Origin of the sequence: Pseudofulvimonas gallinarii, assembly GCF_004343305.1 — a bacterium.
GTDB classification, from domain to species: domain Bacteria; phylum Pseudomonadota; class Gammaproteobacteria; order Xanthomonadales; family UBA2363; genus Pseudofulvimonas; species Pseudofulvimonas gallinarii.
Map to the genome: position 1 here is coordinate 158,626 of NZ_SMAF01000002.1, position 25,119 is coordinate 183,744.

The 25,119-nt window shown below is 66.4% G+C and carries 28 protein-coding genes and 1 other annotated feature; of the genes, 7 read left to right on the forward strand and 21 right to left on the reverse strand.

Annotation, left to right across the window (positions count from 1 at the left end; translation table 11 throughout):
- The first annotated feature begins 43 nt into the window (after positions 1 to 43).
- Positions 44 to 811, forward strand: a complete 768-nt coding sequence (locus EDC25_RS02360; protein WP_123522071.1) for an SDR family NAD(P)-dependent oxidoreductase — start codon at positions 44 to 46, stop codon at positions 809 to 811.
- Positions 812 to 840: 29 nt separating this feature from the next.
- Positions 841 to 1,404: an elongation factor P-like protein EfpL gene (gene efpL / locus EDC25_RS02365; protein WP_123522072.1), complete on the forward strand. Its 564-nt coding sequence runs from the start codon at positions 841 to 843 to the stop codon at positions 1,402 to 1,404.
- A gap of 126 nt (positions 1,405 to 1,530) precedes the next feature.
- Here the strand turns inward: efpL and queC are convergent, their stop codons facing one another.
- The 10 genes from queC to ruvB all read right to left on the reverse strand — a co-directional run bounded on the left by queC (position 1,531) and on the right by ruvB (position 9,300).
- Positions 1,531 to 2,238, reverse strand: a complete 708-nt coding sequence (gene queC, locus EDC25_RS02370) for a 7-cyano-7-deazaguanine synthase QueC (protein ID WP_123522073.1) — start codon at positions 2,236 to 2,238, stop codon at positions 1,531 to 1,533.
- A 78-nt stretch (positions 2,239 to 2,316) separates the two neighbouring features.
- A complete protein-coding gene (gene queE, locus EDC25_RS02375) occupies positions 2,317 to 2,985 on the reverse strand; it encodes a 7-carboxy-7-deazaguanine synthase QueE (RefSeq protein WP_123522074.1) in 669 nt (222 codons plus the stop codon).
- 11 nt (positions 2,986 to 2,996) lie between these two features.
- Positions 2,997 to 3,896: a tol-pal system protein YbgF gene (gene ybgF / locus EDC25_RS02380; protein WP_123522075.1), complete on the reverse strand. Its 900-nt coding sequence runs from the start codon at positions 3,894 to 3,896 to the stop codon at positions 2,997 to 2,999.
- The gene (gene pal / locus EDC25_RS02385; protein WP_123522076.1) at positions 3,896 to 4,411 is read right to left on the reverse strand and encodes a peptidoglycan-associated lipoprotein Pal; all 516 of its coding nucleotides are present in this window, start codon (positions 4,409 to 4,411) and stop codon (positions 3,896 to 3,898) included. Before pal ends, ybgF begins: the two co-directional genes overlap by 1 nt.
- 60 nt (positions 4,412 to 4,471) lie before the next feature.
- Positions 4,472 to 5,785 carry a Tol-Pal system beta propeller repeat protein TolB gene (tolB, locus tag EDC25_RS02390; protein ID WP_123522077.1) on the reverse strand — a complete coding sequence of 438 codons (1,314 nt, stop codon included), beginning with the start codon at positions 5,783 to 5,785 and terminating at the stop codon, positions 4,472 to 4,474.
- Positions 5,782 to 6,627, reverse strand: coding sequence for a cell envelope integrity protein TolA (gene tolA, locus EDC25_RS02395; RefSeq protein ID WP_123522078.1), 846 nt, complete (start codon positions 6,625 to 6,627; stop codon positions 5,782 to 5,784). Before tolA ends, tolB begins: the two co-directional genes overlap by 4 nt.
- A gap of 7 nt (positions 6,628 to 6,634) precedes the next feature.
- Positions 6,635 to 7,072 (reverse strand): protein TolR, encoded by a 438-nt coding sequence (tolR, locus tag EDC25_RS02400; RefSeq protein WP_123522079.1) that lies wholly within the window; start codon positions 7,070 to 7,072, stop codon positions 6,635 to 6,637.
- A 17-nt stretch (positions 7,073 to 7,089) separates the two neighbouring features.
- The gene (gene tolQ, locus EDC25_RS02405; RefSeq protein WP_123522080.1) at positions 7,090 to 7,773 is read right to left on the reverse strand and encodes a protein TolQ; all 684 of its coding nucleotides are present in this window, start codon (positions 7,771 to 7,773) and stop codon (positions 7,090 to 7,092) included.
- Positions 7,770 to 8,183 (reverse strand): tol-pal system-associated acyl-CoA thioesterase, encoded by a 414-nt coding sequence (ybgC, locus tag EDC25_RS02410; RefSeq protein ID WP_123522081.1) that lies wholly within the window; start codon positions 8,181 to 8,183, stop codon positions 7,770 to 7,772. Before ybgC ends, tolQ begins: the two co-directional genes overlap by 4 nt.
- A 55-nt stretch (positions 8,184 to 8,238) precedes the next feature.
- Entirely contained in the window at positions 8,239 to 9,300 is a 1,062-nt protein-coding gene (gene ruvB / locus EDC25_RS02415; RefSeq protein ID WP_123522082.1) for a Holliday junction branch migration DNA helicase RuvB, read from the reverse strand.
- 405 nt (positions 9,301 to 9,705) lie between these two features.
- Here ruvB and EDC25_RS02420 point away from each other — a divergent pair, with 405 nt between their 5' ends.
- Positions 9,706 to 11,454, forward strand: coding sequence for a hypothetical protein (locus EDC25_RS02420; RefSeq protein ID WP_132577197.1), 1,749 nt, complete (start codon positions 9,706 to 9,708; stop codon positions 11,452 to 11,454).
- An 84-nt stretch (positions 11,455 to 11,538) separates the two neighbouring features.
- On the opposite strand, the gene ruvA is transcribed toward EDC25_RS02420, so the two are convergent.
- From ruvA to EDC25_RS02440, 4 genes are all read right to left on the reverse strand, one after another.
- A complete protein-coding gene (ruvA, locus tag EDC25_RS02425; protein WP_123522084.1) occupies positions 11,539 to 12,138 on the reverse strand; it encodes a Holliday junction branch migration protein RuvA in 600 nt (199 codons plus the stop codon).
- 129 nt (positions 12,139 to 12,267) lie between these two features.
- Positions 12,268 to 12,840: a crossover junction endodeoxyribonuclease RuvC gene (ruvC, locus tag EDC25_RS02430; protein ID WP_123522246.1), complete on the reverse strand. Its 573-nt coding sequence runs from the start codon at positions 12,838 to 12,840 to the stop codon at positions 12,268 to 12,270.
- Between the two features lie 189 nt (positions 12,841 to 13,029).
- Positions 13,030 to 13,770 carry a YebC/PmpR family DNA-binding transcriptional regulator gene (locus EDC25_RS02435; protein ID WP_123522085.1) on the reverse strand — a complete coding sequence of 247 codons (741 nt, stop codon included), beginning with the start codon at positions 13,768 to 13,770 and terminating at the stop codon, positions 13,030 to 13,032.
- 81 nt (positions 13,771 to 13,851) lie between these two features.
- Positions 13,852 to 14,505, reverse strand: coding sequence for an esterase/lipase family protein (locus tag EDC25_RS02440; RefSeq protein WP_123522086.1), 654 nt, complete (start codon positions 14,503 to 14,505; stop codon positions 13,852 to 13,854).
- A gap of 112 nt (positions 14,506 to 14,617) precedes the next feature.
- Between EDC25_RS02440 and EDC25_RS02445 the strand changes: the two genes are divergently transcribed.
- The 3 genes from EDC25_RS02445 to EDC25_RS14630 are packed head-to-tail and all read left to right on the forward strand — an operon-like array spanning position 14,618 to position 16,102.
- Positions 14,618 to 15,145, forward strand: a complete 528-nt coding sequence (locus tag EDC25_RS02445) for an RNA polymerase sigma factor (RefSeq protein WP_165910863.1) — start codon at positions 14,618 to 14,620, stop codon at positions 15,143 to 15,145.
- Positions 15,142 to 15,936 carry a hypothetical protein gene (locus EDC25_RS02450; protein WP_123522088.1) on the forward strand — a complete coding sequence of 265 codons (795 nt, stop codon included), beginning with the start codon at positions 15,142 to 15,144 and terminating at the stop codon, positions 15,934 to 15,936. Before EDC25_RS02445 ends, EDC25_RS02450 begins: the two co-directional genes overlap by 4 nt.
- Before the next feature lies 1 nt (position 15,937).
- Positions 15,938 to 16,102 carry a hypothetical protein gene (locus EDC25_RS14630; protein ID WP_164484040.1) on the forward strand — a complete coding sequence of 55 codons (165 nt, stop codon included), beginning with the start codon at positions 15,938 to 15,940 and terminating at the stop codon, positions 16,100 to 16,102.
- A 470-nt stretch (positions 16,103 to 16,572) separates the two neighbouring features.
- Here the strand turns inward: EDC25_RS14630 and EDC25_RS02455 are convergent, their stop codons facing one another.
- The 7 genes from EDC25_RS02455 to EDC25_RS02490 form a co-directional block, all read right to left on the reverse strand.
- Complete coding sequence (locus EDC25_RS02455) at positions 16,573 to 18,024, reverse strand: right-handed parallel beta-helix repeat-containing protein (protein WP_132577199.1); 1,452 nt, start codon at positions 18,022 to 18,024, stop codon at positions 16,573 to 16,575.
- A gap of 81 nt (positions 18,025 to 18,105) precedes the next feature.
- Positions 18,106 to 18,810: a pseudouridine synthase gene (locus EDC25_RS02460; protein ID WP_123522091.1), complete on the reverse strand. Its 705-nt coding sequence runs from the start codon at positions 18,808 to 18,810 to the stop codon at positions 18,106 to 18,108.
- Positions 18,807 to 19,121, reverse strand: a complete 315-nt coding sequence (locus EDC25_RS15150; protein WP_205984976.1) for an ATP-binding protein — start codon at positions 19,119 to 19,121, stop codon at positions 18,807 to 18,809. Before EDC25_RS15150 ends, EDC25_RS02460 begins: the two co-directional genes overlap by 4 nt.
- Before the next feature lie 325 nt (positions 19,122 to 19,446).
- Positions 19,447 to 20,678, reverse strand: a protein-coding gene (locus tag EDC25_RS02475) for an IS3 family transposase (protein ID WP_132577200.1) whose coding sequence is annotated in 2 segments (ribosomal slippage) — positions 19,447 to 20,399 and positions 20,399 to 20,678 — 1,233 coding nt in all. Because the reading frame shifts where the segments join, the coding sequence is not laid out codon by codon here.
- Positions 20,284 to 20,400, reverse strand: a sequence feature (AL1L pseudoknot). It overlaps the preceding gene by 117 nt.
- Complete coding sequence (locus tag EDC25_RS02480; RefSeq protein ID WP_240639655.1) at positions 20,641 to 20,856, reverse strand: DUF1153 domain-containing protein; 216 nt, start codon at positions 20,854 to 20,856, stop codon at positions 20,641 to 20,643. The genes EDC25_RS02475 and EDC25_RS02480 overlap by 38 nt, the downstream gene beginning before the upstream one ends.
- Positions 20,857 to 21,288: 432 nt before the next feature.
- Positions 21,289 to 21,789 (reverse strand): hypothetical protein, encoded by a 501-nt coding sequence (locus EDC25_RS02485; RefSeq protein WP_132577201.1) that lies wholly within the window; start codon positions 21,787 to 21,789, stop codon positions 21,289 to 21,291.
- Positions 21,790 to 21,823: 34 nt separating this feature from the next.
- Entirely contained in the window at positions 21,824 to 22,594 is a 771-nt protein-coding gene (locus EDC25_RS02490) for a hypothetical protein (RefSeq protein ID WP_132577202.1), read from the reverse strand.
- 726 nt (positions 22,595 to 23,320) lie between these two features.
- On the opposite strand from EDC25_RS02490, the gene EDC25_RS02495 reads away from it, so the two are divergent.
- Positions 23,321 to 25,021: a proline--tRNA ligase gene (locus tag EDC25_RS02495; RefSeq protein WP_123522094.1), complete on the forward strand. Its 1,701-nt coding sequence runs from the start codon at positions 23,321 to 23,323 to the stop codon at positions 25,019 to 25,021.
- Positions 25,022 to 25,119: the final 98 nt, after the last annotated feature.

The following is a 25,119-nucleotide window of genomic DNA, read 5'->3' on the forward strand; positions in this document are numbered from 1 at the left end:
GGCGGTTACAATGCCGGCCCTGTCATCCAGTGCGGATCCCACCATGCAACTGAATACCGTCAAGGCCGTCATCACCGGCGGCGCCTCCGGGCTCGGCAACGCCGTCGCCCGCCATCTCGTCGCACACGGCGCGCAGGTCAGCCTGCTTGACGTCCAGGCCGACAAGGGCGAAGCCGCGGCCACCGAGCTGGGCGCGAACGCGCGCTTCTTCCAGGCCGATGTCACCAGCGAGAGCGGCGTCATCGACATCATCGCGCAGGCGCAGGCCGCGATGGGCGGTCTGAACGCCGTCATCAACTGCGCCGGCATCCTCGGCGCCGGCCGTGTCCTCGGCAGGGAAGCCCCGATGCCGCTGGACATGTTCGCGCGCACCATCAGCGTGAACCTGGTCGGCAGCTTCAACGTCGCCAAGGCGGCGGCGAACCTGATGCAGCACAACGAGGCCGGCGACGACGGCGAACGCGGCGTGATCGTCAACACCGCTTCCGTCGCCGCCTTCGACGGCCAGATCGGCCAGGCCGCGTATTCGGCGTCCAAGGGCGGCGTCGTCGGCATGACGCTGCCGATGGCGCGCGAACTGGCCCGCTTCGGCATCCGCGTGATGACCATTGCGCCGGGCATCTTCTGGACGCCGATGGTCGACGGCATGCCGCCGCAGGTGCAGGAATCGCTGGGCGCATCCATTCCCTTCCCGTCCCGCCTGGGCCGGCCGGAGGAATTTGCGGATACCGTGGCCTTCATCCTCGTCAACCGCTACCTCAACGGCGAAACCATCCGCCTCGACGGCGCCGTGCGCCTCGCCCCCAAGTAACCGACATTGTCCAAAAGGTTGATTCCGACATGAAAGCGAACGAGATCAGGCGCGGCAACGTCGTCGAGCACGAAGGCCGGACGTGGCAGATCCGGGATATCGAGAAGAGCGTGCCGACCGCGCGCGGCGGCAACACCACGTACCGCTTCACCATGTACAGCGTGCCGGGCGGCCAGAAGCTGGACCTCAGCCTGCGCGCCGACGACGACCTGCGTGAAGTGGAGCTGGCACGCCGGCAGGCCACCTTTTCCTACAAGGACGAGGACGGCTACGTGTTCATGGATGACGACGACTTCAGCCAGTACCTCCTGGGTGCCGACGTGCTGGGCGACGCCGTCGACTACATCACCGACGGACTGGCCGGCTGCTACGTGCAGCTGATCGAAGGCGATCCGGTCGGCCTGCAGCTGCCGCCGAACGTGACGCTGGAAGTCGTCGACACGGCGCCGGAGCTCAAGGGTGGCACGGCGACCAAGCGACCGAAGCCGGCCAGACTGTCGACCGGTCTGGAAATCATGGTGCCGGAGTACATCGCCAACGGCGAGAAGATCCTGGTGAGCACCAGCACCGGCGAATTTGCCGGTCGCGCCTGACCAGGGCGGATCGACGCGCGGGCCCGGATGCGTGCCCGTGCGTCAGTGCGAGGGCGCGGCACTGAAGCGTCCCCTTCGACGCCGGATCGGTGGTATCCACCGGCTTTCCGGACACTGGAATCGGATTCAGCGTGCCGGAGCCGCCCCAGCGTCGGCGCGGTAAGGCGTCGGGTCGGGCACGCCGGCTTCGGCGAAGCCCTGCGCACGCAGGCGGCAGGCGTCGCAGCGACCACACGCAAGGCCCTGCTCGTCCGCCTGGTAGCAGGACACGGTCTGCGCGAAGTCGACCCCCAGGCGCACGCCTTCGCGGACGATCTCGTCCTTGCCCAGGTGCATCAGCGGCGCATGGACCCGCAGCTGGTGCCCTTCGACGCCGGCCCGCGTGGCGACATTCGCCAGGCGCTCGAAGGCTTCCACGAAGGCCGGGCGGCAGTCCGGATAGCCCGAATAGTCCACCGCGTTCACGCCGACGAACAGGTCATCGGCGCCGATCACCTCGGCATAGCCCAGCGCCAGCGACAGGAACACGGTGTTGCGCGCCGGCACGTAGGTGACCGGAATGCCTTCGCTCGGCGATTCGGGCACGGCGATATCCGCGGTCAACGCCGATCCACCGATCGCGCGCAGGTCGAGGTTGAGCACCTTGTGTTCGGCAACGCCGAGGTCTGCCGCCACCCGCCGCGCCGCCGCCAGCTCGACGGCATGCCGCTGCCCGTAGAGGATGCTGAGGGCGTGGACGGCAAAGCCCATTTCGCGGGCGATCGCCACGACGACAGCGGAATCCATGCCGCCCGAGAGCAGGACGACGGCTTTGCGTTGGCGGGAATCGTTCATTGCCGGAAAAAATCTTGGAGGGGTTTCGCTTTCACGGGTCGCGGGCGCTGTTCGGCCAGCCACGGAGGAAAAAGGACTTCAACGTCCCTTGGCGTCGCCCCAGAGCAGTTTGTGCAGCTGCATCTGGAAACGCACCGGAAGCCGGTCGGCAAGGATCCACTCGGCCAGCGCCGCCGGTGCCAGTTGTCCCTGTACCGGCGAGAACAGCACCTGGCAGCGCTCCGCCAGCGCCTGTGCACGCAGGCAGTCCACGGCCCAGTCGTAGTCGTCGCGGTTGGCGAGCACGAACTTCACCTGGTCATGCGGCAGCAGGTGTTCGACGTTCGCCCAGAGATTGCGTGACTGTTCACCGGAGGCCGGCGCCTTGAAGTCCACGACTTTCCGCACGCGCGGATCGACCGCGGCGACATCGAGGGCGCCGGAGGTTTCCAGCGATACCTCGTAGCCGGCATCGCACAACCGTTGCAGCAGCAAGAGGCAGCGCTTCTGAGCCAGCGGTTCACCGCCGGTCACGCAGACATGGCGGGCGTCGTAGCTGGCGACCTCGGCAAGGATTCCATCGAGGTCGCGCCACTCGCCGCCGTGGAAACTGTAGGTCGTGTCGCACCAGGTGCAGCGCAGCGGGCAACCGGTCAGGCGCACAAAGACCGTGCGCCAGCCGACGGCATCGGCCTCGCCCTGCAGCGAGTGGAAGATTTCGGTGATGCGCAGCCGCTCCGCGGAGCGGCCCTCGACGGCCGCGTCCATGGAGCCGGGCCTCAGGGATTCTCGAGCGCCAGTGCGCGCAGCCGGCTTTCCGCCAGGCGGGCGACCGTGGTGCCCGAATAGCGGTTGACGACGTTCTGCAGGGCCTGCTGGGCGCTGGCGTACTGGCCCAGCTCGTACAGGCAGTAGCCGATCTTAAGTTCCGCATCGGCCGCCTTGTCGCCATCGGGATAGCGTTCGGTCATGGCGCGGAAGGTCTGCAGCGCGGTCTCGTAGTTCTGGGTCACGTAGTACGACTCGCCGAGCCAGTACTGGGCGTTGTCGGCCAGGTCGTGGTCGGGATGGTTGCGCAGGAACTGCCCGAACAGTCTCGACGATTCGTCGTAGCGGCCCTGCTTCAGGGCATCGAACGCGGCCTGGTATTCCACCTGCGGGTCGACACCGGGCGGTGCACTCGCGATCGGCGCGATGGGTGCGGGTTCGCCCGAGGGCGCCAGCGGTTCACCGGTGTACGGATCGACCGGGACGGCCGACTCCATCTGCAACTGGTTGGGATCGGCAGGCGCGGCAGGCATCGTCGGGATGCGCGTCGGCATCGCGGCGCCGCCTTCCGGCAACCCATTGCCGTCGTCGCCGTTGCCGGCGCGGCGCTGGATCCGCTCGTAGAGGTCGCTGTACTGGTCAGCCTGGCGCTGCTTCAGTTCGTCGATCTCGAAACGCTGCTGTTCGATCAGGTTGCGCAGCGCCTGCAGTTCCGTCTGCAGGTCCTGGATGCGGTTGAGCATTTCCAGGTTGCCGTTGGCCGACGGCGCCGGCTGGGTTTGCTGCGACTGTTCCAGGCGCGCGACGCGCTCGGCCAGACTGAGCCGGCCATCCTGCGCCGGAACGGAGCCAGCGGTGGCGACCATGAAGGTCGCCACCACGGCGGCGGTCAGGGAGCGCCGGCTCGTCATCACTTGACGTTGTAGACGATCTCGACGCGACGGTTCTGCTGCCAGCAGGACTCGTCGGAGCTGGTGCAGGTCGGACGCTCTTCGCCGTAGCTGACGACGGTCAGCTGGCTGCTGGAAGCGCCGGAAGCGGTCAGCGCGTCACGGACGCCATTGCCACGACGCTCGCCCAGGCCGAGGTTGTACTCGCGGCTGCCGCGCTCGTCGGCGTGGCCTTCCAGGGTCACGCGGGCGTTCGGGCGGTTGCTCAGGTAACGGGCGTGGCAGGCCAGGATCTCGGCGCCTTCCGAACGGACGTCGGAACGGTCCAGATCGAAGTAGACGACGCGCTGACGCAGGCACGGAATGCGGTCGAGGGAAGCCGGGTCGGCCCACTCGTCGACAACCGGAGAGGAATCGACCGGCGCCTGGGTGACCGGCGTATCGTCGACGACTTCTTCGCGCACGGTCTTCTTCTTGCAGGCGACCAGGCCAAAGGCCAGCATGATGGCCAGGCTGATACGGATAACGGCGTTCATTGCGATATTCCCCAGTAGCTGTTAGATGTTGTTGGGCAAGGGTAGGCTCGGGTGCAACACTCAGCGCTGACGGTAGGGCGACCAGGCAGGCTCCCGGACGTCGCCGTCAGCCAGCACCAGCCGCTGACGGACCCTGGCATCGGCGGAGACCGAGTACAGGACCCCGCGTCCGCCTTCGCGTGACGCGTAGATCAGCATGCTGGCGTTTGGCGCGAAGCTCGGGGACTCGTCCATGCGACCGGGCGAGATGAACCGGTACTGGGCCATCCCCGAGGATCGATCCAAAACCGCTATACGATACACGTTACCGCTGCCCTGCACCATGCCGAAGCGCTGGCCGTCGAAGGCGACGGTGACTCTCGCGTTGTATTCGCCCTGCGCCGTCAGGCGCTGGGGTTCTCCGCCGCTGGCGGACACCTGGTAGATCTGCGGCTTGCCGGCGCGGTCGGAGGTGAACACCAGCGTGCGGCCGTCCGGCAACCACTGTGGCTCGGTGTCGATCGACCAGTGGCGGGTGACCTGGCTGACCTGGCGGCTGGCCAGGTCGATGACGTGGATTTCCGGGTTGCCGGTCTTCGACAGCGACACCGCCAGCTTGCTGCCGTCCGGCGAGAACGCCGGTGCGCCGTTGATGCCGGGCGCGGCGGACACCACCTCGCGGCTGCCGGTGGCCAGTTCCTGGATGTAGATGGCCGAGTTGCCGCGCTCGAAGGACACGTAGGCCAGGCGACGGCCATCCGGGGACCAGGTCGGCGACATCAGCGGCTCGCGCGAACGCACGACCAGCTGCGGGCCGTAGCCGTCGGAATCGGCGACCATCAGCGCGTATTCGGTGTTGGCACCCAGGCCCTTGGCCGTGATGTAGGCGATTCGGGTGAAGAAGGCGCCGCGGATGTTGAAGATCTTTTCGTAGACGAGGTCGGCGATCTGGTGCGCGACGCCGCGCAACTCGCTTTCGCGGCCGGTGATCGAGCCGGCGAGGATCTGCTGTTCCTTGGCGACGTCGAAGGCTTCGTATTCGACGCGGAATACGCCGCCACCGGCGTCGCCGACGCGACCGATCACCAGGTAGTCCTGCTTGAGCAGGCGCCAGGTGCCGTACTTCACCTCGTTGCCGCGGACGGGGAACTCCACCACATCACCGCGGGCAAGGCTGTTGATCTGGCCGCTGCGGTTGAAGTCCGCGGCGATCACCTGGGCGATGTCGACGCTGGGCGGCAACCCGGCGCCTTCGTGCGCGAAAGGCACCACTGCGACGGGAACGGCACCGACGTTGGCGCCACTGATGGTGAGCCGCAAGGGCTCTTCGGCGAAGGCCTTGCCGGCCAGAACGGCCAGGCTCAGCAACAGGACTGTCAGCAGGCGCTTGGTCATTGCGAAGTGCACTCGGGAAGTTCCTTGGGGTGGCAGAACGTGATTATAAGATCGCTGCGGAACACCGATTCGAAGCCCTGGAACGGCAGCGGCTGCGCGTTCAAGGCGGCGTTCTCCAGTCGCCGGCGCTGCGCCGGATCGGCGTTGCACGGATTGGTGACGGAGACGTTCAACACTCTGCCGCCACGTACCTGAACGATGTGCAACGTACATACGATGTTGCCGGTATTGTCCGGCTCCCGCCATTGCTCGTGGACCCTGCGGGTGATGGCGGCGCCGTACTGCGCCAGCAGGCTGTCGTCCTGTCCGCCGCTGCCGGCCTGGGCCTGTTCGGCTTCGCGCTGCGCCTGCGCCGCCGCTTCGCGCTCGGCCGCCTCGCGGGCCTCCCGTTCGGCCTTTTCCGCCGCCTCGCGCTCGCGGCGCTGCTGCTCCTCGCGGCGTTTCTGTTCCTCCTCGCGGCGCTTCTGCTCCTCTTCGAGCAGGACCTGCTCGGCGCGGCGGCGTTTTTCCTCCTGCTCGCGCGCCTCCTGCTCGGCACGCAGCTGGGCGTCGCGATCGATGCGCTGCTGCTCGACATTGTCACGGGCGCTCTGGTCCGTCGCCGGCGGCTGTGGCGGTTGCGGGCGTGGCCGCGCAGGTTCGGTCCTGGCGGGCGTCGGCCGTGGCGGCGCCGGACGCAGCGCGCCGAGGTCGACGAACACGGCCTCGATCGGGCTGCCGGCCGCCCTCACGACCTGGCCGGTCTGCCACCAGAACATGCCGCCCAGCGCCAGCGCGATGCACAGCGCGTGCACCAGCACCGCATAGATGACGGCCTTGACCTTGTCGGCGGTCGTCTCCATCCGTTCCTCAGCGCGGCGCGGCGGCGGATTCTGCCGGCTGGCTCATCAGGCCGACCTTGGGCACCTCGGCCTGCTGCAGCAGCACCAGCGCCTGGTAAACCTGGCCGTAGTCGACGCGGCCGTCGCCCCCGACCAGCACCGGCACGTCGGGATTGTTGCGCACGAATGCGGCGACCTTGGTCACCAGCGTTTCCGGATCGATGCTTTCGCGCGGATCCTTGCCCAGCGTCAGGAACAGTTGTCCCTCTTGGTCCACGGTCACCAGCACCGGCTCGGCATCGACGTTCAATGAACGCGCGTTGGATTTCGGCAGCTCGATGTCGACGCCGAGATTGAGCATCGGCGCGGTGATCATGAAGATGATGAGCAGCACGAGCGTCACGTCGATGTACGGCACGACATTGATCTCGGCCTTGAGGGCACGGCGTTTGCGGCGACTGGCCATGGCGTCCGGTCCCCCGCTCAGCCGACGTCGGCGCTGTGGGCCTGGCGCTGCAACAGCGTCGAGAACTCGTCCTGGAAGGTCTCGTAGCGGTTGTTGATGCGCTCGACCTTGTTCTGGTAGCGGTTGTAGGCGATGACCGCCGGGATCGCCGCGAACAGGCCCATCGCCGTCGCGATCAGCGCCTCGGTGATGCCGGGCGCGACCATGGCGATGGTCGCCTCGCGCACATTGGCCAGGCCGTGGAAGGCGATCATGATGCCCCACACGGTGCCGAACAGGCCGACGTAGGGGCTGGCCGAACCGACCGTCGCGAGCATTTCCAGGTTCTGCTCGAGGCGATCGACCTCGCGGATCACCGCGGCGCGCATGGCGTGCTGGGCACCTTCGACCGTCGTGCGCGGATCGGCGAACTTGCGCTGGCGCTGGCGGGCGAACTCGCGGAAGCCGGCCTCGAAGATGCCGGCCATGCCGACCGGGTCGCCACTGTGGCTGACTTCCTTGAACAGGGTCGCCATCTCGGTGCCGGACCAGAAGCGCTGCTCGAAGGCCTCGGCTTCGTCCAGCGCGCGGTTCAGCACCGTGCGCTTGCGGAAGATCACGAACCAGGAGGCGATCGAAGCCGCCAGCAGCAGGCCCATGACGATCTTGACCGGGATGCTGGCACCGACGATCAGCTCCAGCAGGTTCAGTTCATTGCTCATGCGGTGAGGCTCTCAAGCAGGGCATCGGGAATGGGAACGGGTCGGAAGTCCGGAACGCGAACGCTGGCCACGCGCACCTGGGCGCTGCTCAGGACGACACCGTCGCCGGCGCGCACGATGCGCTGGTCCACGCGCATGCTCGCGCCGCGCATCTGGCGCACGGACAGTTGCACTTCAAGCAGGTCGTCCAGCCGCGCCGGCGCGATCCATTCGACGGACATCGAGCGCACCGCAAAGGCGACGCCCTGGCCGGACATCAACACCTGCTGCGACCAGCCACGCGCGCGCAGCCATTCGGTCCGGCAGCGCTCGTAGTAACGCAGGTAGCCGGCATGATAGACCACGCCGCCGGTATCGGTGTCCTCGAAATACACTCGTACCGGCCAGGTGAAGCTGGGCTGTTCGCTCATCGCGTCGATCGGTCCTGGTTGGGGCCGGCAGGCCAGCAGTCGGGTGCCGGCGCGCTCAAGGCACGTCCGGCTGGTCGGAGCCGGCTGAAAATAGATCGCCTTCGCTTAAGCCGGGCTGACGCGGCGGCACTTTCAGGCCGAGGTGGCGCCATGCCTTCGAGGTCGCCATGCGGCCGCGCGCCGTGCGGATCAGGAAACCCTGCTGGATCAGGTAGGGCTCGACCACGTCTTCCAGCGTGCCGCGCTCCTCGCTGAGGGCCGCCGCCAGCGATTCGATGCCGACCGGCCCGCCGTCGAAACTGTCGATGATGGTCGACAGCAACCGCCGGTCGAGCGGATCGAATCCCTCGCCATCGACTTCCAGCACGCCCATCGCGGCGCGGGCGGCGGCGGCGTCGATGCGGCCGTCGTGGCGCACCTCGGCAAAATCGCGGACGCGGCGCAGCAGGCGGTTGGCGATGCGCGGCGTGCCACGCGAGCGCCGGGCGATCTCGGCCGCGCCTTCGCGCTCGCAGTCGATGCCGAGGATGCCGGCCGAGCGCACCACGATCTCGGTGAGTTCATCCGGCGTGTAGTAGGCCAGGCGCTCGACGATGCCGAAGCGGTCGCGCAGCGGATTGGTGAGCATGCCGGCGCGCGTGGTGGCGCCGATCAGCGTGAATCGCGGCAGGTCCAGCTTGATCGAACGGGCCGCCGGGCCCTCGCCGATCATGATGTCGATCTGGAAATCCTCCATCGCCGGATAGAGCACTTCCTCGACGACCGGCGACAGGCGATGGATCTCGTCCACGAACAGGACGTCACCTTCCTGCAGGTTGGTCAGCAGCGCGGCAAGGTCGCCCGCGCGCTCGATCACCGGACCCGAGGTGGAGCGGATGCTCACGCCCATCTCGTTGGCGATGACATGGCTGAGCGTGGTCTTGCCCAGGCCGGGGGGTCCGAAGATCAGCACATGGTCCAGCGCCTGGCCGCGGCGGCGCGCAGCCTCGATGTAGACGCCGAGCTTCTCGCGCACGGGCACCTGGCCGAGGTAGTCGGCCAGTTTCTTCGGGCGGATCGAAGACTCGATGCGCTCGTCTTCGCTGCTGCCCTGCGGGGCGATCAGGCGGTCGCTCATGACACCGGGCAGCTCATGCGCAGCGACGCCCGCGTCGACGGGCGACGCAGGAGCGACGGGCGGCGCGGGGAAATCTGGACGCAACGGTCCAGCAAGGGGCGAGCGGTTTCGGACATGCACGTATTGTGACCGATCGGCGGGCTGTCCGTTCAGGCCGGTGAGACCGGCCGGCTCGCGCCGCACCGCCCCGTTTCCCGCCCTGCCGCGCTGTCATGCGCACGGGGCTCGGGCCCGCGGGCGGCGATGCACCGCTTCCGGTTCCCGGCTGGCCACGCCATCGGAAGCCGCACGCCGATGACGGGTTCGCCAATTTGTCGGGTTCGACGCGACTTCCCCGTATCCGGAATGTGGGCGCAACGGGCGCCGCTCACGCCACCCATCGCCCGGACGCACAGGAGTTTCGCCATGACCACCTCTTCAGCACGACATGCCGGCATGCAGGCGCCGGACGGATCAATGTCGCGATCGCGGCCGGCAAAGCGGTGCCGTGCCCTGGCCGCCTTTGCCTTTGCCGCCCTGGTTGTTGCCGGCAGCACGCTGGCGCAGTCCCCGGAGCGCCAACGGGCGCCGGGCGATCGCGTCGAGGCGCCTGCGCTGGCAGAACATGTCGAAGGACTGGCGCTCCACCAGTTCGACGCCCTCGCCAGCCTCAGTGACAGCGACCTGGATTTCGTGGAGGCGTCCCTCAAGGAGGGGCCTTCGCCGAGCAACACCGGGCCCAACACCTATCGCACGGATCCCCGCTGGGGCGCGAACGGTGTCGCCGAAGACCGTTTCGCCGGAGCCAATGAAGGCCGATACAGTGGACGGGCCGTTGCGCAGCTGAGCACGGGACAGATCGTGGTCGCCGCGCTCAATGACTGGCCGAGTGTCGGCACCCAGCTGGGCCTGGTCAAACTCAACGGTCGCGGGCAGCGCCAGGTCTGGACCGCTGCCGGCGGCTACGGCCACTACGGCGACCAGTACATCCGCTATCCGAACTCGACGACCGAGCAGCCGCAGATCTATTCGGTCGACGACATGAAGATCGGTCCGAACGACGGGATCTACGTGCTGGTGACGCGCGAATTCATTGAGTCGGGACAGACACGATTCGCACCGGCGATCCTGTTTTTCCGGCCCAATGGCAGCTTTGGTGGCTGGTGGACATTCACGCCCGACGGACAACGCGACAACGACGGCGTCGCCATGGACATCCGTGGCGACCGGATGGTTGTCGTCGGACGCCGTGCCGATCCCGCCATGGTCAACGGCGGCTTCTGGACCATGCGCCTGACCATCGATTCCAACGGATCGCTGACGCTGGTGCCCGGTTCGATCACGGTGTTTTCGACACCCGGTGGCTATGGCGAATCCAAACCGGGTGGGGTCGCCTTCCGCCGTTCCACGATACTGCTGCCGCCAGTCGGCGAGGTAGGTTTCTATGTCGCGTTCACCGCCCGCACACCCGCCAGCGCCCCTTACTACACGAGCTGCCTGACACGGATCACTTCCGGCAACCAGATCGATACCGGCTATGGCAGTGGTGGCGTGAGTTGCCATTCCATCAACGGCCTGTTCGGACAGAGCGACGAAGTCATCGACCTGGAAAGCGTCGGTTTCCTCTCCGGCACAAACTATATCGAGGACGTTTTCATGCTCACCCGGGAAACGCGGCTGTACAAGGACGGCTTCGGCATCCTCAAGCTGCGTGACGGCGTGCCGAACCCGACCTTCGGCCCGAGCGGCGGCAATACCTACGGCGGCTGCACGGCGGCCACTAACGGCGTTGGCGAAGGCTGCATGCCCAACCTCGTCCCGTTCGCGGCGCGGACGCACGAACCGCTCGCCCTTGCGCTGGGTGCAAATACGCTGGGCGTGGTCGGCGTCTCCGTCGGCCCCGGCGACCCGATGGTCCTGGGCAGCGGCACGCATTCGTGGTTCGCACAGATCAATGCGACCAACGGCACGCTCAACCACCTGCGCCGCGTGCAGCCTTCGGCGTTCGCCTCGCCACACCAGCTGTGGGGCGTAGTCCACGTCGGCTCGAACCGCTACGTCGCCACCGGCGAGACGCGGATCGACGGTGTCGGCAACGCCGCTTCGCGCACGATGTTCACGACCCGGCTGGCGGCCACCAGCGACATCATCTACTTTGACGGCTTCCAGGACTGACAGCCTGACCCGTCAGCGGCCGGCCATTTCGCCGGCCGCTGCGTTTCCGGGCACTCGCCACAAGGGTCAGGGCGCGGTGTCGCCTCAGGTCTTGAGCGCGGCTTTCAGCGCCTTGCGGATGATCGCCTCGGCGTCGTCGCCCTCTTCGACGGCCTGGCGCACCATCCTCAGGGCATCCGCCGGCTTGTAACCCAACGCCTGCAGCGCCGAGGCGGCTTCCGACTCCGGATCCATGGGCACCGCCACGCCCTTGGGCAGGGCGACTCCGCTACCGCTGCCGAGGTCAGAGACCTTGTCCCGCAGTTCAACCAGAATGCGTTCGGCGGTCTTCTTGCCGATGCCCGGCACGCGCGTCAGCGCCGCGGTATCACCCGCCTGCACCAGCGCAGCGAAGGCATCGACGGTTACGCCCGAGAGCACGCTGAGCGCGGTTTTCGCGCCAACGCCAGACACCTTGATGAGCACGCGGAACAGCGCGCGTTCGGCTTCGCGATGGAAGCCGTACAGCGCCACCGCGTCTTCCTTCACCGCGTAGTGGGTGACCAGCGTGGTCTCGCGCCCGACCTCCGGCAGCTCGTAGAACGTAGACATCGGACATTCCAGCTCATAGCCGACACCGTTGACGTCGAGCAGCAGCCAGGGCGGGTGCTTGTACAGCAGCTTTCCGTGCAGACGGCCGATCATGTCGATTCCAGGTCCATTCGTAGCGGTCGGGCCGCGGTGGTTGTCATCCGCGCATTTTCCCTCGCCCCAGTGTAGGCGATGCCGTGCAGCGCCAGACAGTCGTCGCGTTGGACAGCGGCGCAGCCGCCATCAGCGGCGACGGCGCCAGGAGGCGCGCGAGACGCCGGCCCGGCCCAGCGTCGATCGCGTATGCGCGTGCGTGAGCGCGATGGCCAGCGCGTCGGCGGCATCCGCCTGGATGCGCCCGGCCAGGCCCAGCAGGACGCCGACCATGTGCTGGATCTGCGCCTTCTCCGCCGCGCCGCGACCGACCACGGCCTGCTTCACTTCCCTGGCGGCGTATTCGTGGATGCCGTGCCCGTGCTGGACGACCGCGCAGATCGCCGCGCCGCGCGCCTGGCCAAGCTTGAGCACCGAATCGGCGTTGTTGCGCGCGGCGAACACGCGTTCGATGGCGACCTCGTCGGGTCGCCACTGTTCGATCAGGGCGCCGAGGTCGTCGAAGATCTGCTTCAGGCGCAGCGCGAAGCTCTCGTTGTCGAGCAGCACCAGCGTCTGGTGGTGGACATGGACGCTGCGGCCGGCGGGATCGACATCGACGATGCCGACGCCGGTGCGCTGGCTGCCCGGATCGATGCCCATGATGCGCGTGGTCGCCGTGGCGGCGCGCGCATCGCGGCCGGGAATGGTCGCCGGAGTCATCATCGCCGCCCTGTCCGCGCCGCTGTGGCGGGCTTCACCGGGGCGCCGTCATGGATCGCGGCGGCAGGTTCCAGGCGGCCCGACCGCGACAGGGCGACAGGCGGATTTCCGGCAGGCGAGCAGGCGGTCACCCGCCTGCCCTGGAACCGTGGCCGCATCCGCAGGGACGGATCACGACCCGCATCCGGCTCAGACGTAGGCATCCGCCGGCAGGTCGGCGTTGGAGTAGACGTTCTGGACGTCGTCCAGCGATTCGAGGCGATCCAGCATCTTCGCCACCGCCTGCGCGGTTTCACCTTCGACGGCGACATCATTGTCGGCGCGGAAAGTCACTTCCGCCTCGTCCGGCCCCAGGCCGGCGGCGATCATCGCGTCGCGTACGCGCTCGAAGGTTTCCGGCTGCGTCAGCACTTCGATGGAGCCGTCCTCCGGGAACACTACGACGTCATCGGCGCCGGCTTCCAGCGCCGCTTCCATCACCGCGTCCTCGGACGTGCCCGGTGCGAACGAGAGCACGCCCAGCTTGCGGAACATGAAGGCCACCGAGCCGTCGGTGCCGAGGTTGCCGCCGTGCTTGGAAAACGCATGGCGCACGTCGGCAACGGTGCGGTTGCGGTTGTCGGTCAGGCAGTCGACGATCACCGCGACGCCGCCGGGCGCGTAGCCTTCGAAGCGCGCTTCCTCGTAGCTCACGCCCTCCAGCTCGCCGGTCGCCTTCTTGATCGCGCGCTCGATGTTCTCCTTCGGCATCGACGCCGCGACGGCCTTGTCGACCGCCAGGCGCAGGCGCGGATTCATCGCCGGATCGCCGCCGCCGGTACGCGCGGCGACATGGATTTCACGGACGAGCTTGGTGAACTGCGCACCGCGCAGGGCGTCCTGCTTGCCCTTGCGATGCTGGATGTTGGCCCACTTTGAATGACCTGCCATAAGAGTCTGAACCCCGGATCCGGTGGAAACTGAACCCGAGGATTTTAGAACATCGGCACGCCTCCGACGCGCCCGCCGGGCTCAGGCCGCGACATGGGCGTCCGCAGGCGCGCGGAACCGGCCCGTCCGCAGGAACCCGACGACCCTGAGCGCGACCTCGTCGGATACCAGCAGACCGATGTGCGAGGTACTGACGACATCATGGTCGGCCAGGCCTTCCATCCGCGTTTCGGTGACGGCCACCGTGCCGTCGTGCGGCCGCTCCAGGCCCGGCACCAGCGCGCCCAGGCCAAACGGCAGGCTTCCCGCGACCTGCCCGACCTCGACAGCCGCCGGAAGCGCGGAAATGCCCGCGCACAGCCGCTCGCGCGCCTGCCCCAGCGTCCAGCGCAGCGGCAGCAGCCCGGCCAGCACGCGCGCCACCGCACTGCCACGCAGGGGCGTGCCCAGGCAGACCACACGGCCCAGCCCAAGGCGATCACCGAGGCCCTGCGAGGCCAGCTCCAGCGCCAGCAGGCCGCCCAGGCTGTGTCCGACCAGGTGCACGCGGGCGCCATCGGGCAGGCCGTCCAGGTAGTGGCGCACCCGTGCGACGCCTTCTTCGGGACTGCGCGTGACACTGGCGTAGTCATAGCAGGACACCTCGTAGCCGGCGCCGCGCAGGCGACGCGCCAGCAGGCCCAGAGTGAAACCCCGCATCCATATGCCGTGCAACAGGACGACGTGTTCTTGCATCCAGGCAGTGTATCGGCCGCGCTGCAAGAATGCCCCCTGCCGGTTCGTCATGGTGTCAGCAACACAGGAGACCACCGTGCCGCCCTTCCCCGCCGCAAGTCTCGAGGCGACCATGACCCCATCGCGCAGCGCCGTAAACGTCGGCGAGCTGGCCCGGCAGTTCGGCCGCCAGGTGTTCCACGCCGCGTGGCGGGTGCTGGGAGACAACGCCCTCGCCGAAGACGTGCAACAGGACGTTTTCGTCCGCCTGCTCGAAGCCCGCGATCTCAATGGCGTAGCGTCGTGGCCGGCCTGGCTCAACGCGATGGCGACGCGACTGGCCATCGACCGGCTGCGCAGGCAACGGCGCGGGTGGCAGATCCTGCCGCTGTGGCGGGACAGCGTGCCAGCGCATGCGCCCTCGGCCGAACAGCACGCCGATCAGCACGAACGCGCCGCCCGCCTGCGCGCCGCGCTGGCCTCGCTCAATCCGAAGCAGGCTCAGTGCTTCGCGCTCCGCCACCTGCAGGGTCTCGGCATTCCCGAAATCGCCGCATTGCTGTCGATCAGTGAAAACCTCGTCAGCGTGAACCTGCATCGCGCCACCCGCTCGCTCACCGCACGCCTGGGCGACACCCGCAGTCCTGGAGACCGGTCATGACCACGTTCCGAACCCAGCCCCTGGATCCCCGAGTCGCCAGCCATGTCGAAGCGACGCGCTCCTCCGGGCCCGACCCGCATGCGGTGGAAGCTGCACAGCTGCGGCTGCAACAATGTCTGGCGCGCGGAAACACCGCCGAACGTCCCGGCAGGCCTCGCCGCGGCGGCTGGCTCGTCCTCGCCGCCACCGCCTCGATCGCGGTGGTCTTCACCTTGATGCCCTTGCTGCTCGGTGAGCGCGGGGGTCTCGCGTTCGCCGACGTGCAAAGGCATTTCCAGCAGTTCCGCACGCTGTCGATGCGCGTGGAACACAGCGGCCTCGGCAAGTTGCTGCCCGCCGTCGACGTGGTGATGAACGGGCACGGACAGGTGCGTACCGACATCGCCGGCTCACTGACCGTGGTGGTCGACCCGGGCGCCGGCCAGGTGCTGATGCTGCTGCATGACCGCCGCAGCGCCATGCGCTTCCCCATTGGCGTGGAAGGACTCGTTCCCGCACGCGAAGCACTGAAGTGGATCGAAGAGCTGCGCCACTTCAAGGGCACCGCGACCGCGTTCACCGAAACGCGCCAGATCGACGGCCAGGCCGCACGCGGCTGGTCGCTGGCCATCGGCGACGCACGGCTGGAACTGTGGGCCGACGAAAGCGGCCTGCCACTGGCGCTGACCATCGGCGAAGGTGGGCAATCGGTGCTAGACCTGCAGTTCCGCTTCCGCTTCGACGAACCGGTCGCCGCCGACACCTTTTCAACAGACGTGCCAGCCGGTTACACGCTGGGACTGGGCGGCTGACGTGAGAACCCGCGCTCGCAAGGGTGACCGTCGCGCACTGGGCATGATCCGGTTGCGGATCAGCCTCGCCGCGGCCAAGGGCCTGGTGCTGCTCGCGCTGTCGGCGCTGGATCCTTCATCGCCAGCGACTCCAGCGGTGGCGGTCAACGAAGGCGCTGCACAGTAACGCACGCTGACCACCGGGACCGGGATGGCCGTTACGCCCCTTTCGACCCGTCGCTGGTCGAAGACATTGCCCGGAATGGCCGTCCCAGTCCCTGCCCTGCCTTGATACGGGCCGGATCGGCCTCCTGATCCGCGCCATTCAGAGCCGGGCCCACATGGTGCTGTTTCGCTGCCCGCAACAATCGCGCTGCGGACCGCGCCTTTACCTGCAACGCTGGCCGTGGCGAGGGCGGATGCACGGGTCGAATCGGTACAGGCAGCGATCGCGACCATAGACGTCGACGCCAGCCGCCCCTGCCGTTCGCGGGCGCCCTTCCCGGTTCAATGCGGCACGCGGTGCTCGCATCGCTCCATCGCCGCATGGACCACTTCGCCTGCGAGCTGCATTGCCGCCTCGGGAACCATACCAGCTCGAGCGCTGGAATCACCCGATCGGCACCCGCGAACAGCGATGACCGGAACCGTCGGTGCCTACTGGAAGCCGCTCGCGAAGATCCGGTCGCCCAGGGATTGCACCGCACCCAGGTCGGGACTGGCACCGCGCGCTCGTCCGAGGAGATCGTCCGGTGGCATGTGCGTGGCGTCGGCCTGACCGACACCCGCGCCGCTGCCGGCCGGCGTACCCCAGGTCGTCGCCAGCGCAGTAAAGACGTCGGCGATGCGATCATGGCCACCGTTGAACTGCCCCGACCCTTCCTGCCAATAGGGCCGAACGACCGCCGCCGGATCGGGCAGCTGCGGATTGCCGGTCACCGCCTGTGCATCGTTGCCGATGTTGATCAGCTCGGAGGGATGATTGGGCAACGCGGCGCCGTTGTTCCAGTACAGGTTCCGGCTGAGGATGAAGCTCGTCGTTTCACCGGCCGGCGTTGTGCTGAAACGCGTCATGGTTCCGGTCGGATCGCTCCAGATGTTGTTCCGGAACACGATGTTCTGGTTCGCAGGGTTGCTGCCTTCGGTATTCAGGCGCATGGCGAACGCGGTACCGGGCATGTTGCCGCTGATGGTGTTCGCGCGGAACACGACCTCGCGGCAGCCCTTCACGCCAAAGGGAGCGCGGATGTTCACCGCACTGTTGCCCAGGAACAGGTTGTTCTCGACCAGCATGTCGTAGGACTCGTGGTAGGGATGGCCGTCCTCGCCACAGAGCACGAAATTGCTGCCGGGTGATCCCTGCCAGTTGAGGAACACATTGCGCCGGATGCGCGTATTGCGCGCCCCCACGATGCCGTCATCGTTGCCGTTGGAATCCTTGACGACGATGAAGGCCGAGCTGTCCGTGCTGACCGGCCGGCCCGAGGCGGCGAAATCGTTGAAGAACACATTGCCCTCGACCAGCACGTCGTCGATGCTGTTGATGTCGATGTGCTCGTCGGACGCGCCCTGGTTGTAGAACAGGTTTCCGAGTACCCGCACGCGGCGGGCACCATTGTTGATCTTCAGGATGTCGTTGTTCCAGCTGTCGTGGAGGATGTTGTCGGTGATGACGATATCCTCGGCGGGACTGCCGGCGCCCATCGCCTGCACATGCACGACGATCGCCCCCGCACCGCTGCCGCTGTGCGCGATATCGAAGCCCTCGATGCGGATGCCGCTGACGCCGTTGCCGTCGTAGACGGTCAACACGGTGGCGTTGTGTCGCAGCTTCGCACGATACGGCACCTGCGAACGCACCGTCACCGGCGGATCGAAATTGCCACGGATGCGGATGCGACCGTTGTAGGTGCCCGGCGCCACGAGGATCAGTGATCCATCCGGCACACGGCCCAGGGCATACGTAATCGTCGCCCAGGGCTGGCCAGCGCTGCCGCCACCCGGCACGTCGCTGCCCGTCGTCGCCACATGATAAGTCGCCTGCGCCCATGCTGGCGAAGACCATGGCAGCGCCAGTGCGCACACCGCGAAAAGAAGTCGCCCGATCATCGAAGCCCCCTTCGTCCGGCAGAATTCCAGACGCCACAATAGGGCAAAAACGGAGCGGCAACCGCCGCCAGGCCTACGACTTCAGTCGAAGATGCGCTGCGCCTCGCTGGCATCCAGTGCCCGCCAATCGCCGGCAGCGAGCTGCAGCTCATCCAGGCGCAGCCTGCCGATGGCGACGCGCTTCAAGCCCGTGACGGCGTTCCCGGTCGCCGCGAACATTCGCCGCACCTGGTGATAGCGCCCTTCGCTCAGGGACAGGCGCGCATGGCACGGACCCAGCACTTCCAGCGCCGCCGGCGCCAGCGGCGTGGTTTCTCCGTCCAGCAGCAGCGTTCCGGCCGCAAACAGGTCGCCCTCATCGCCACGCAGGTCTTCCGCCAGAAGGACTTCGTATACCTTCTCGATGGCGGACTTCCGCGAAATGATCCGGTGCAGCAGCTTGCCGTCATCGGTGAACAACAATAGTCCGCTGGTGTCGCGATCCAGTCGCCCCACACTCGACAGCACCGGCTGTCGCAAACGGAAGCGCGGCGGAAGCAGGTCATACACCAGCCGTCCGGCATCGCGCGTCGAACAGGTGTAGCCCGTCGGCTTGTTCAGTGCGAGCAGCAACCCCTGCGGCGGATCCAGCGGCTCGCCGTCGATGCGGATACGTTCGTGCGCCACCTGGTCATCGCTGTACAGCACCTCGCCATCGGCATCCGTAATCCGCCCTTCGCGGAACAGGCCCATGACCTGCTTGCGGCTGCCATAGCCCAGGTTGGCGATCAGCTTGACCAGTTTCATGCGTTGCGTTGCTGGGGCGAAGGCATCACCGCGAAGTGTACGCCACGACCAAGATCTGGATCGACATGACTCAGGCGGCAACGAGCTTGACACGCAGCGAACAACACGCGGTAGCCATTGCCGATGGCCTTCAAGCCCAGGGAGACGGCCAGTTGGGTCTTGCCGACCCCGGGTGGTCCGAGCACGATGACATTGTCGCCGTGTTCGATGTAGTGGCAACTGGCCAGTGTGAGGCCCTGCTTGCGGTCGATCGAGGGCTGGTAGTCGAACGATACAGCAACGACTGACAGACCCCACCAAAGTGCGCAAATGCCCGCTCATGGGTCGACAGCAGACTGTCCATCCGCTCGTTCATATAGCCGTCGGCATACCCACGGCGGCTGTAACCCAGGGTCATCTCGAACATGTGAACCCGGGGCCGCCACCTCTCCGTGGCACACCGTCACCTGACCCCAGTCCACCTGCGCCTGCTCGCCCGTCCCCGGGGCCCACGCCGCTAAGATGGGTGCCCGTCATTCGGGGGCAAGATCAACTGCCGATTGACCTTGTCGAGCGGACGGGGCGCACCGCGATCACTGATCGTCGTACGAACGATCTTGAACCGCCCCGGCTTTCGTGGAGGCTGTTTGGTTTAAGTCACACGGTTTCAGCGACCGTGGTTTCGGTCAGTCGCCGGTAGTAGTTTGCCTCGGCTTCCGCCGGCGGGATATAGCCAATCGGCGCAAACAGCCGTTGCGTGTTGAAACAGGCTACCCATTCAAGCGTCGCCAGCTCGACTGCTGCCTTCGTCCTCCATGGCCCGCGGCGGTGGATGAGCTCCGCCTTGTACAACCCGTTGATCGTCTCGGCCAGGGCGTTGTCGTAGCTGTCGCCGCGACTGCCCACGGACGGTTCGATGCCGGCTTCGGCGAGGCGTTCGCTGTAGCGGATGGACACGTACTGCGACCCGCGGTCGCTATGGTGGGTCAAGCCGCCGTCGCGTTCCGGACGCCGGGCATACAGCGCCTGTTCCAGTGCATCGAGCACGAAGTCGGTGCGCATGGAATCGCTGACGCGCCAACCGACGATGCGGCGGGCGAAGACATCAACGACGAACGCGACGTACAACCATCCTTGCCAGGTCGAGACGTAGGTGAAGTCCGACACCCACAATTGGTTCGGTCGATCCGCACGGAACTGCCGATTGACCTTGTCGAGCGGACACGGCGCACCGCGATCACTGATCGTCGTACGAACGATCTTGCCGCGCCTGACGCCCTGCAAGCCCTGCTTGCGCATCAGGCGCTCAACGGTGCATCGCGCTACCGTGATGCCTTCCCGACCAAGCTGTTTCCACACCTTGTCCGCCCCGTAGACCTGCAGGTTCGCTCGCCAAACCCGCAGAATCTCGGGCGCCAACGCCTCGTCGCGCTGCGCTCTTGCCGGACGCCGCTCAGGCTCGCGCTGGCGAGCCGCATGACGCCGGTAGCCGGACGGGGCGATCTGCAGGGCGCTGCAGATCGGCTCGACCCCGAACGTACCCCGGTGCGTATCGACAAATGCCCTCAGGACTTCAGCCGGCGGTCGAGCTCCGCCTGGGCGAAAAAAGCGCTGGCCAGCTTGAGGATCTCGTTGGCGCGGCGTAGCTCCCTGTTCTCACGTTCGAGCTCCTTGACGCGCTTGGTCTCTGCCGTCGTAACGCCGGAACGCACGCCGCTGTCGATCTCGTGCCGCTGCACCCAGGTCAACAGCGTCTGCGGGACACAGCCGATCTTCGGCGCAATCGACTCGATGGCCGCCCACAACGACGGGTACTCGGCCCGGTGCTCGTGCACCAGCCGGACCGCCCGCTCACGCACCTCTGGGGAAAACTGCTTCGACTTGCTCATGGCTCCATTCACTCAAGAGTTGGAGCCTCCACGAATCCCGGGGCGGTTCAGAGGGCGTCAGGTCGAACTGCCGACTGGCCTCGGCCACTGTGGTCTTGCCTTGGATGATTTCCAGCACAAGCGCCGCCTTCCGACGGGCTGTCCACCGCTTGATCTCTTCGTCCATCACCACGCTCATCAGTGTCTCCTTCAAGAGGTTACACCTGAGCAGGAAATCACTGGGTCATTACAGCGTCATGTAGTTCATGGCTGAGTACTGGCTACCCAAATCTTAACGCCACCCTTCCCTGCCACACGCTCGCCTCATACACCAGCCGGCACTGGATGTGTCGATGTTCGCAATTCTTCAGGCGGTGGGTTCGAGGACAATGGTAACGAACGGACTATCACCCCCGGATCTGAAAATCCGCTCCTCGCGATATCCGCTTCCTCCGCTACCAACTCTGGGATCGTGTTGCGTTCCGGCTAGGAAGCGCCCTCGCCTTGAAATCAGGACGCGTAAACCCGGAGGAAAATGGCTCCCCGGCAATCAGCGAAGGACAAAAAAGAAGGCCCGGCAATGCCGGGCCTTCCTGAGTCACATGGCTGAGGTGTCAGCCTGTCACATCGATCAGTCGACCGAGAAGCTCTGCAGCTCGACCGGCAGAGTGCCCGTAACATTGATGCCAAAGGTGCCGCAGGCGTCGACCGGACCGCCCGGATCAGCGGTGGCAATGATGTAATAAGTCGCGCCATCGGTAAGGCCATCGACCACCATCGGGTTAGCAAAGTCGCCCGCGCCGATGATGTCCGTTGCGGAAGCACACGGCGACGGCATCAGCACAACAGTGGCACCGAACGCCGCACCGACGTGATCGATGGTCACCGTCGCGTTCGCACCCTGTGCAACAAAGCTATACACGATATCCCGCTGCGAGCTGGCGATTCCACCATAATTCGGCAGCGAGTTGGTGGCCGTGCACAGGTCCTGCTGCAGGGCGGGGTTCTGGTTCGCACCCGGCGTATAGGTCTGGTTCGAACCAATCTCCAGCGGAGACGCACAGGTCTGCGCCGCAGCGTTACCCGCAATCGCAACGGACAACGCGAGAGCGGTCAATGCAATCTTCTTCATACTGGTCTCCTAAAACCAAGTCCAAAGTGATGGATCAATTACCAATGAAAGTCGAGCGGCGCGAGTCAAACTCGTCGAAACCAACAGTGCGGTTGGTCTGGCCAGAGCGGAAGTTCGGGCTGGCAGTGGACAGACCCAGCGTGGCGTAGTCGACACCGCCCCAAGCACTGTTGTCAACATTCAGGGTAGCCGTCGGCGAGGCTTCATTGGTGTTGTTGACCCACACCTTCAGCGAGCCGGAAGCACCCTTAACCCAGTCGATCTCGATGCGGTTGGTACCGGCAGCGAGCGGGACAGCCTGCGCACAAGTGGTGGTTGCTGCGCACGCCGTGATGATGTTGAGGTTCTTCTGGGTACCAGCGACGTTGCCACTGATCGTGAGCCGAACGACGTCACCCAGGCCAGAGGCCGGAGCTTCAGTCGAGGCACCAAACACTTTGACGGACTGCGGCAGATTCAGGCCCGTGAGGTTATCGGCGTTGAGGAGGAACTGAGCACGATAGCGAGCTTCATCGGACGGAGTATCGTCACGGACGAAGGCGCTGGCAGTAGTCAGACTTCCCGTCAGCTGCGCATCAAGACGACACGAGGTGCTGTCATAACCACCGGAAGCAATAACCAGCGAACCAGCCAAGGCAGTCTGCGACGACCACGGCGGAACCGGGCTCGACGGGCACTGCGCGAAAGCGCTGGAAGCGAAACCGAAAGCGGCCAGAGCGCCCAGCCCGAGCATTGCATTGAACTTACGAGACATCTTTGGATCTCCCATCAGAGTTTTGTCGATGACGGGCTCGCGCCCTTCCATTTATTCGTGCCGGCCAACCTTGCAAGCACGCAAAGGCTGAACGGCGCATGTCCGACGCTGGCATGCTAGGTGGGCATTCAGGACAAGTCAAGCACTTGTTTACACCTGTGTCCTGGCCGGGAGATCCGGCGCCCGCCAGTCGCATCCGCGCTGACAGCACCTTATACGCAGGGAGTTGGCGCCGCGTATCACGGCGATCGGAATTTTCTTTGCGGGCGCGGCCCCTGGATGCGTATCCATCTGATTTGTATAGGATGATTCTTTCCATGCTGACCCCACGCCCTCGCTGCGGGATACAAGGCGGTGCCCGGCGGACCACGGGCCAAGCCACCCTGACAGGCTACCGGACGGCACCAGGGGAGCGGCCTACGGCTCCGGTGGCTTGTTGTCCGTCTCAGGCGTCCGCTGTTCTCCGACAGGCCGATCCGCGAGTTCGCCTGGGGCCAGGCATCGGCAGAAGCTCTTCGGGATCCGGAGGCGTCTTCCTCAGCAGTTCTCGGCGTTTTGGTGGAAGGCAGACATCGCCAGGAAGACCCGCCCGTTGCCCGCGGCTGCCACCGCCTCGGTTAACATCCCACTCCCGCGAATGCCCGGACCCTGTTCTCCGCACCGTGCGTCGGCGACCGGCCCGCGTTCCCAACCCTTGCCAGGCTTCGCCCGCGACCGCCACAGGCCGGCACCGGCGACTCCGCCCGATCGAACCCCATTACAAAGAATCCAACCGCCATGCGCCTTTCCCGCTTCCACCTGCACACCACCAAGGAAACTCCCGCGGACGCCGATGTCGTCAGCCAGCAGCTGATGCTGCGCGCCGGCATGATCCGCAAGCTCGCGGCCGGCATCTATACGTGGACGCCACTCGGCCTGCGTGTGCTGCGCAAAGTGGAAGGCATCGTACGCGAGGAAATGAATCGCGCCGGCGCCCTGGAAATGCTGATGCCGTCGGTGCAGCCGCGGGAGCTGTGGGAAGAGACCGGGCGCTGGCAGAAGTTCGGCGGCCAGCTGCTGAAGATCAGGGATCGCAAGGACGCCGAGTTCTGCTACGGCCCGACGCATGAGGAAGTGGTGACCGACTGGGCACGCAGCGAGCTGTCCAGCTACAAGCAGTTGCCGGTCAACGTCTACCAGATCCAGACCAAGTTCCGCGACGAGATCCGTCCGCGCTTCGGTGTCATGCGCGCGCGCGAATTCCTGATGAAGGATGCCTATTCGTTCCACCTGACGCCGGAATGCCTTGCGCGCGGCTACCAGGTGATGTTCGACGCCTATACGCGCATCTTCGAACGCCTCGGCCTGCGCTTCCGCGCGGTCCAGGCCGACTCCGGCGCCATTGGTGGCAACGCCTCGCAGGAGTTCCACGTGCTGGCGGATTCCGGCGAAGACCTGATCGCCTATTCAACCGGTTCCAGTTACGCCGCCAATGTCGAGAAGGCGGAGGCGGCTGCTCCCGGCCCGCGTCCGGTCGCAGCGGAGGCGATGGCCAGGGTGGCGACGCCTGCACAGACGACCTGCGAGGACGTCGCGGCGCTGCTCGGCCTGCCGCTTGAGCGCACGGTGAAGTCCGTCGCCGTCGTCGGCGCGTCCGGTTTCTGCCTGCTGCTGGTCCGCGGCGATCACCAGGTCAACGAGGTCAAGGCCGCCAACCTGCCGGCCATCGGGGCGGATTACCGTCCGGCAACCGAAGAGGAAATCGTTGCCCACCTGGGCTGCAAGCCGGGCTTCATCGGTCCGGTCTCGCCGCAGCGAGAGATCACCGTGGTCGCCGACCGCACCGTCGCGGCGATGGCCGATTTCGTCTGCGGCGCAAATACCGAGGGTTTCCATCTGACCGGCGTCAATTTCGGTCGCGACCTGCCGGAACCGGCGCTGGTTGCGGACATCCGCAGCGTCGTCGAAGGCGACCTGTCGCCGGACGGCCAGGGCACGCTCGCGCTGTGCCGCGGGATCGAGGTCGGTCATGTCTTCCAGCTCGGTCAGACCTATGCGAAATCGCTGGGCGCCACCGTGCTGGACGAAAACGGCGCCGCCCAGGTGATGTACATGGGCTGCTACGGCATCGGCGTGTCGCGCATCGTCGCGGCCGCCATCGAACAGAACCACGATGCCGCCGGCATCATCTGGCCGGAGCCGATGGCGCCCTGGCAGGTCGCCGTCTGCATCATCAATCCGAAGAACGATCCGGCGGTGGCAGAGGCTGCGGAAGCGCTGCACGGAGAACTGCAGGCGCTGGGCATAGAGACGGTGCTGGACGATCGCGGCCTGCGGCCGGGGCCGATGTTCGCCGACATCGAACTACTGGGCATTCCACATCGCGTGGTGGTTTCCGAGCGCGGTCTTGCCGCCGGCACCTTCGAATATCGCGCGCGCCGGGCCGAAGCGGCCGAAGCGCTGGACAAGGCGGCACTGCTGGAGCGGCTGCGTCACTGAGATCACAGCCCGCCGCCCGTCGCGCTGCCTGCGAAGCATGCGCCCAGCCTTCGGCTGGGCGCATTTCATTATCGTCAAGGTGAAAACGGACGCGCTGG

Coding starts and splice junctions, on each gene's coding strand:
- EDC25_RS02360 (WP_123522071.1), top strand. CDS start 44: ATGCAACTGAATACCGTCAAGGCCGTCATCACCGGCGGCGCCTCCGGG.
- efpL (WP_123522072.1), top strand. CDS start 841: ATGAAAGCGAACGAGATCAGGCGCGGCAACGTCGTCGAGCACGAAGGC.
- queC (WP_123522073.1), bottom strand. CDS start 2,238: ATGAACGATTCCCGCCAACGCAAAGCCGTCGTCCTGCTCTCGGGCGGC.
- queE (WP_123522074.1), bottom strand. CDS start 2,985: ATGGACGCGGCCGTCGAGGGCCGCTCCGCGGAGCGGCTGCGCATCACC.
- ybgF (WP_123522075.1), bottom strand. CDS start 3,896: ATGACGAGCCGGCGCTCCCTGACCGCCGCCGTGGTGGCGACCTTCATG.
- pal (WP_123522076.1), bottom strand. CDS start 4,411: ATGAACGCCGTTATCCGTATCAGCCTGGCCATCATGCTGGCCTTTGGC.
- tolB (WP_123522077.1), bottom strand. CDS start 5,785: ATGACCAAGCGCCTGCTGACAGTCCTGTTGCTGAGCCTGGCCGTTCTG.
- tolA (WP_123522078.1), bottom strand. CDS start 6,627: ATGGAGACGACCGCCGACAAGGTCAAGGCCGTCATCTATGCGGTGCTG.
- tolR (WP_123522079.1), bottom strand. CDS start 7,072: ATGGCCAGTCGCCGCAAACGCCGTGCCCTCAAGGCCGAGATCAATGTC.
- tolQ (WP_123522080.1), bottom strand. CDS start 7,773: ATGAGCAATGAACTGAACCTGCTGGAGCTGATCGTCGGTGCCAGCATC.
- ybgC (WP_123522081.1), bottom strand. CDS start 8,183: ATGAGCGAACAGCCCAGCTTCACCTGGCCGGTACGAGTGTATTTCGAG.
- ruvB (WP_123522082.1), bottom strand. CDS start 9,300: ATGAGCGACCGCCTGATCGCCCCGCAGGGCAGCAGCGAAGACGAGCGC.
- EDC25_RS02420 (WP_132577197.1), top strand. CDS start 9,706: ATGACCACCTCTTCAGCACGACATGCCGGCATGCAGGCGCCGGACGGA.
- ruvA (WP_123522084.1), bottom strand. CDS start 12,138: ATGATCGGCCGTCTGCACGGAAAGCTGCTGTACAAGCACCCGCCCTGG.
- ruvC (WP_123522246.1), bottom strand. CDS start 12,840: ATGACTCCGGCGACCATTCCCGGCCGCGATGCGCGCGCCGCCACGGCG.
- EDC25_RS02435 (WP_123522085.1), bottom strand. CDS start 13,770: ATGGCAGGTCATTCAAAGTGGGCCAACATCCAGCATCGCAAGGGCAAG.
- EDC25_RS02440 (WP_123522086.1), bottom strand. CDS start 14,505: ATGCAAGAACACGTCGTCCTGTTGCACGGCATATGGATGCGGGGTTTC.
- EDC25_RS02445 (WP_165910863.1), top strand. CDS start 14,618: ATGACCCCATCGCGCAGCGCCGTAAACGTCGGCGAGCTGGCCCGGCAG.
- EDC25_RS02450 (WP_123522088.1), top strand. CDS start 15,142: ATGACCACGTTCCGAACCCAGCCCCTGGATCCCCGAGTCGCCAGCCAT.
- EDC25_RS02455 (WP_132577199.1), bottom strand. CDS start 18,024: ATGATCGGGCGACTTCTTTTCGCGGTGTGCGCACTGGCGCTGCCATGG.
- EDC25_RS02460 (WP_123522091.1), bottom strand. CDS start 18,810: ATGAAACTGGTCAAGCTGATCGCCAACCTGGGCTATGGCAGCCGCAAG.
- EDC25_RS02480 (WP_240639655.1), bottom strand. CDS start 20,856: ATGAGCGTGGTGATGGACGAAGAGATCAAGCGGTGGACAGCCCGTCGG.
- EDC25_RS02485 (WP_132577201.1), bottom strand. CDS start 21,789: ATGAAGAAGATTGCATTGACCGCTCTCGCGTTGTCCGTTGCGATTGCG.
- EDC25_RS02490 (WP_132577202.1), bottom strand. CDS start 22,594: ATGGAAGGGCGCGAGCCCGTCATCGACAAAACTCTGATGGGAGATCCA.
- EDC25_RS02495 (WP_123522094.1), top strand. CDS start 23,321: ATGCGCCTTTCCCGCTTCCACCTGCACACCACCAAGGAAACTCCCGCG.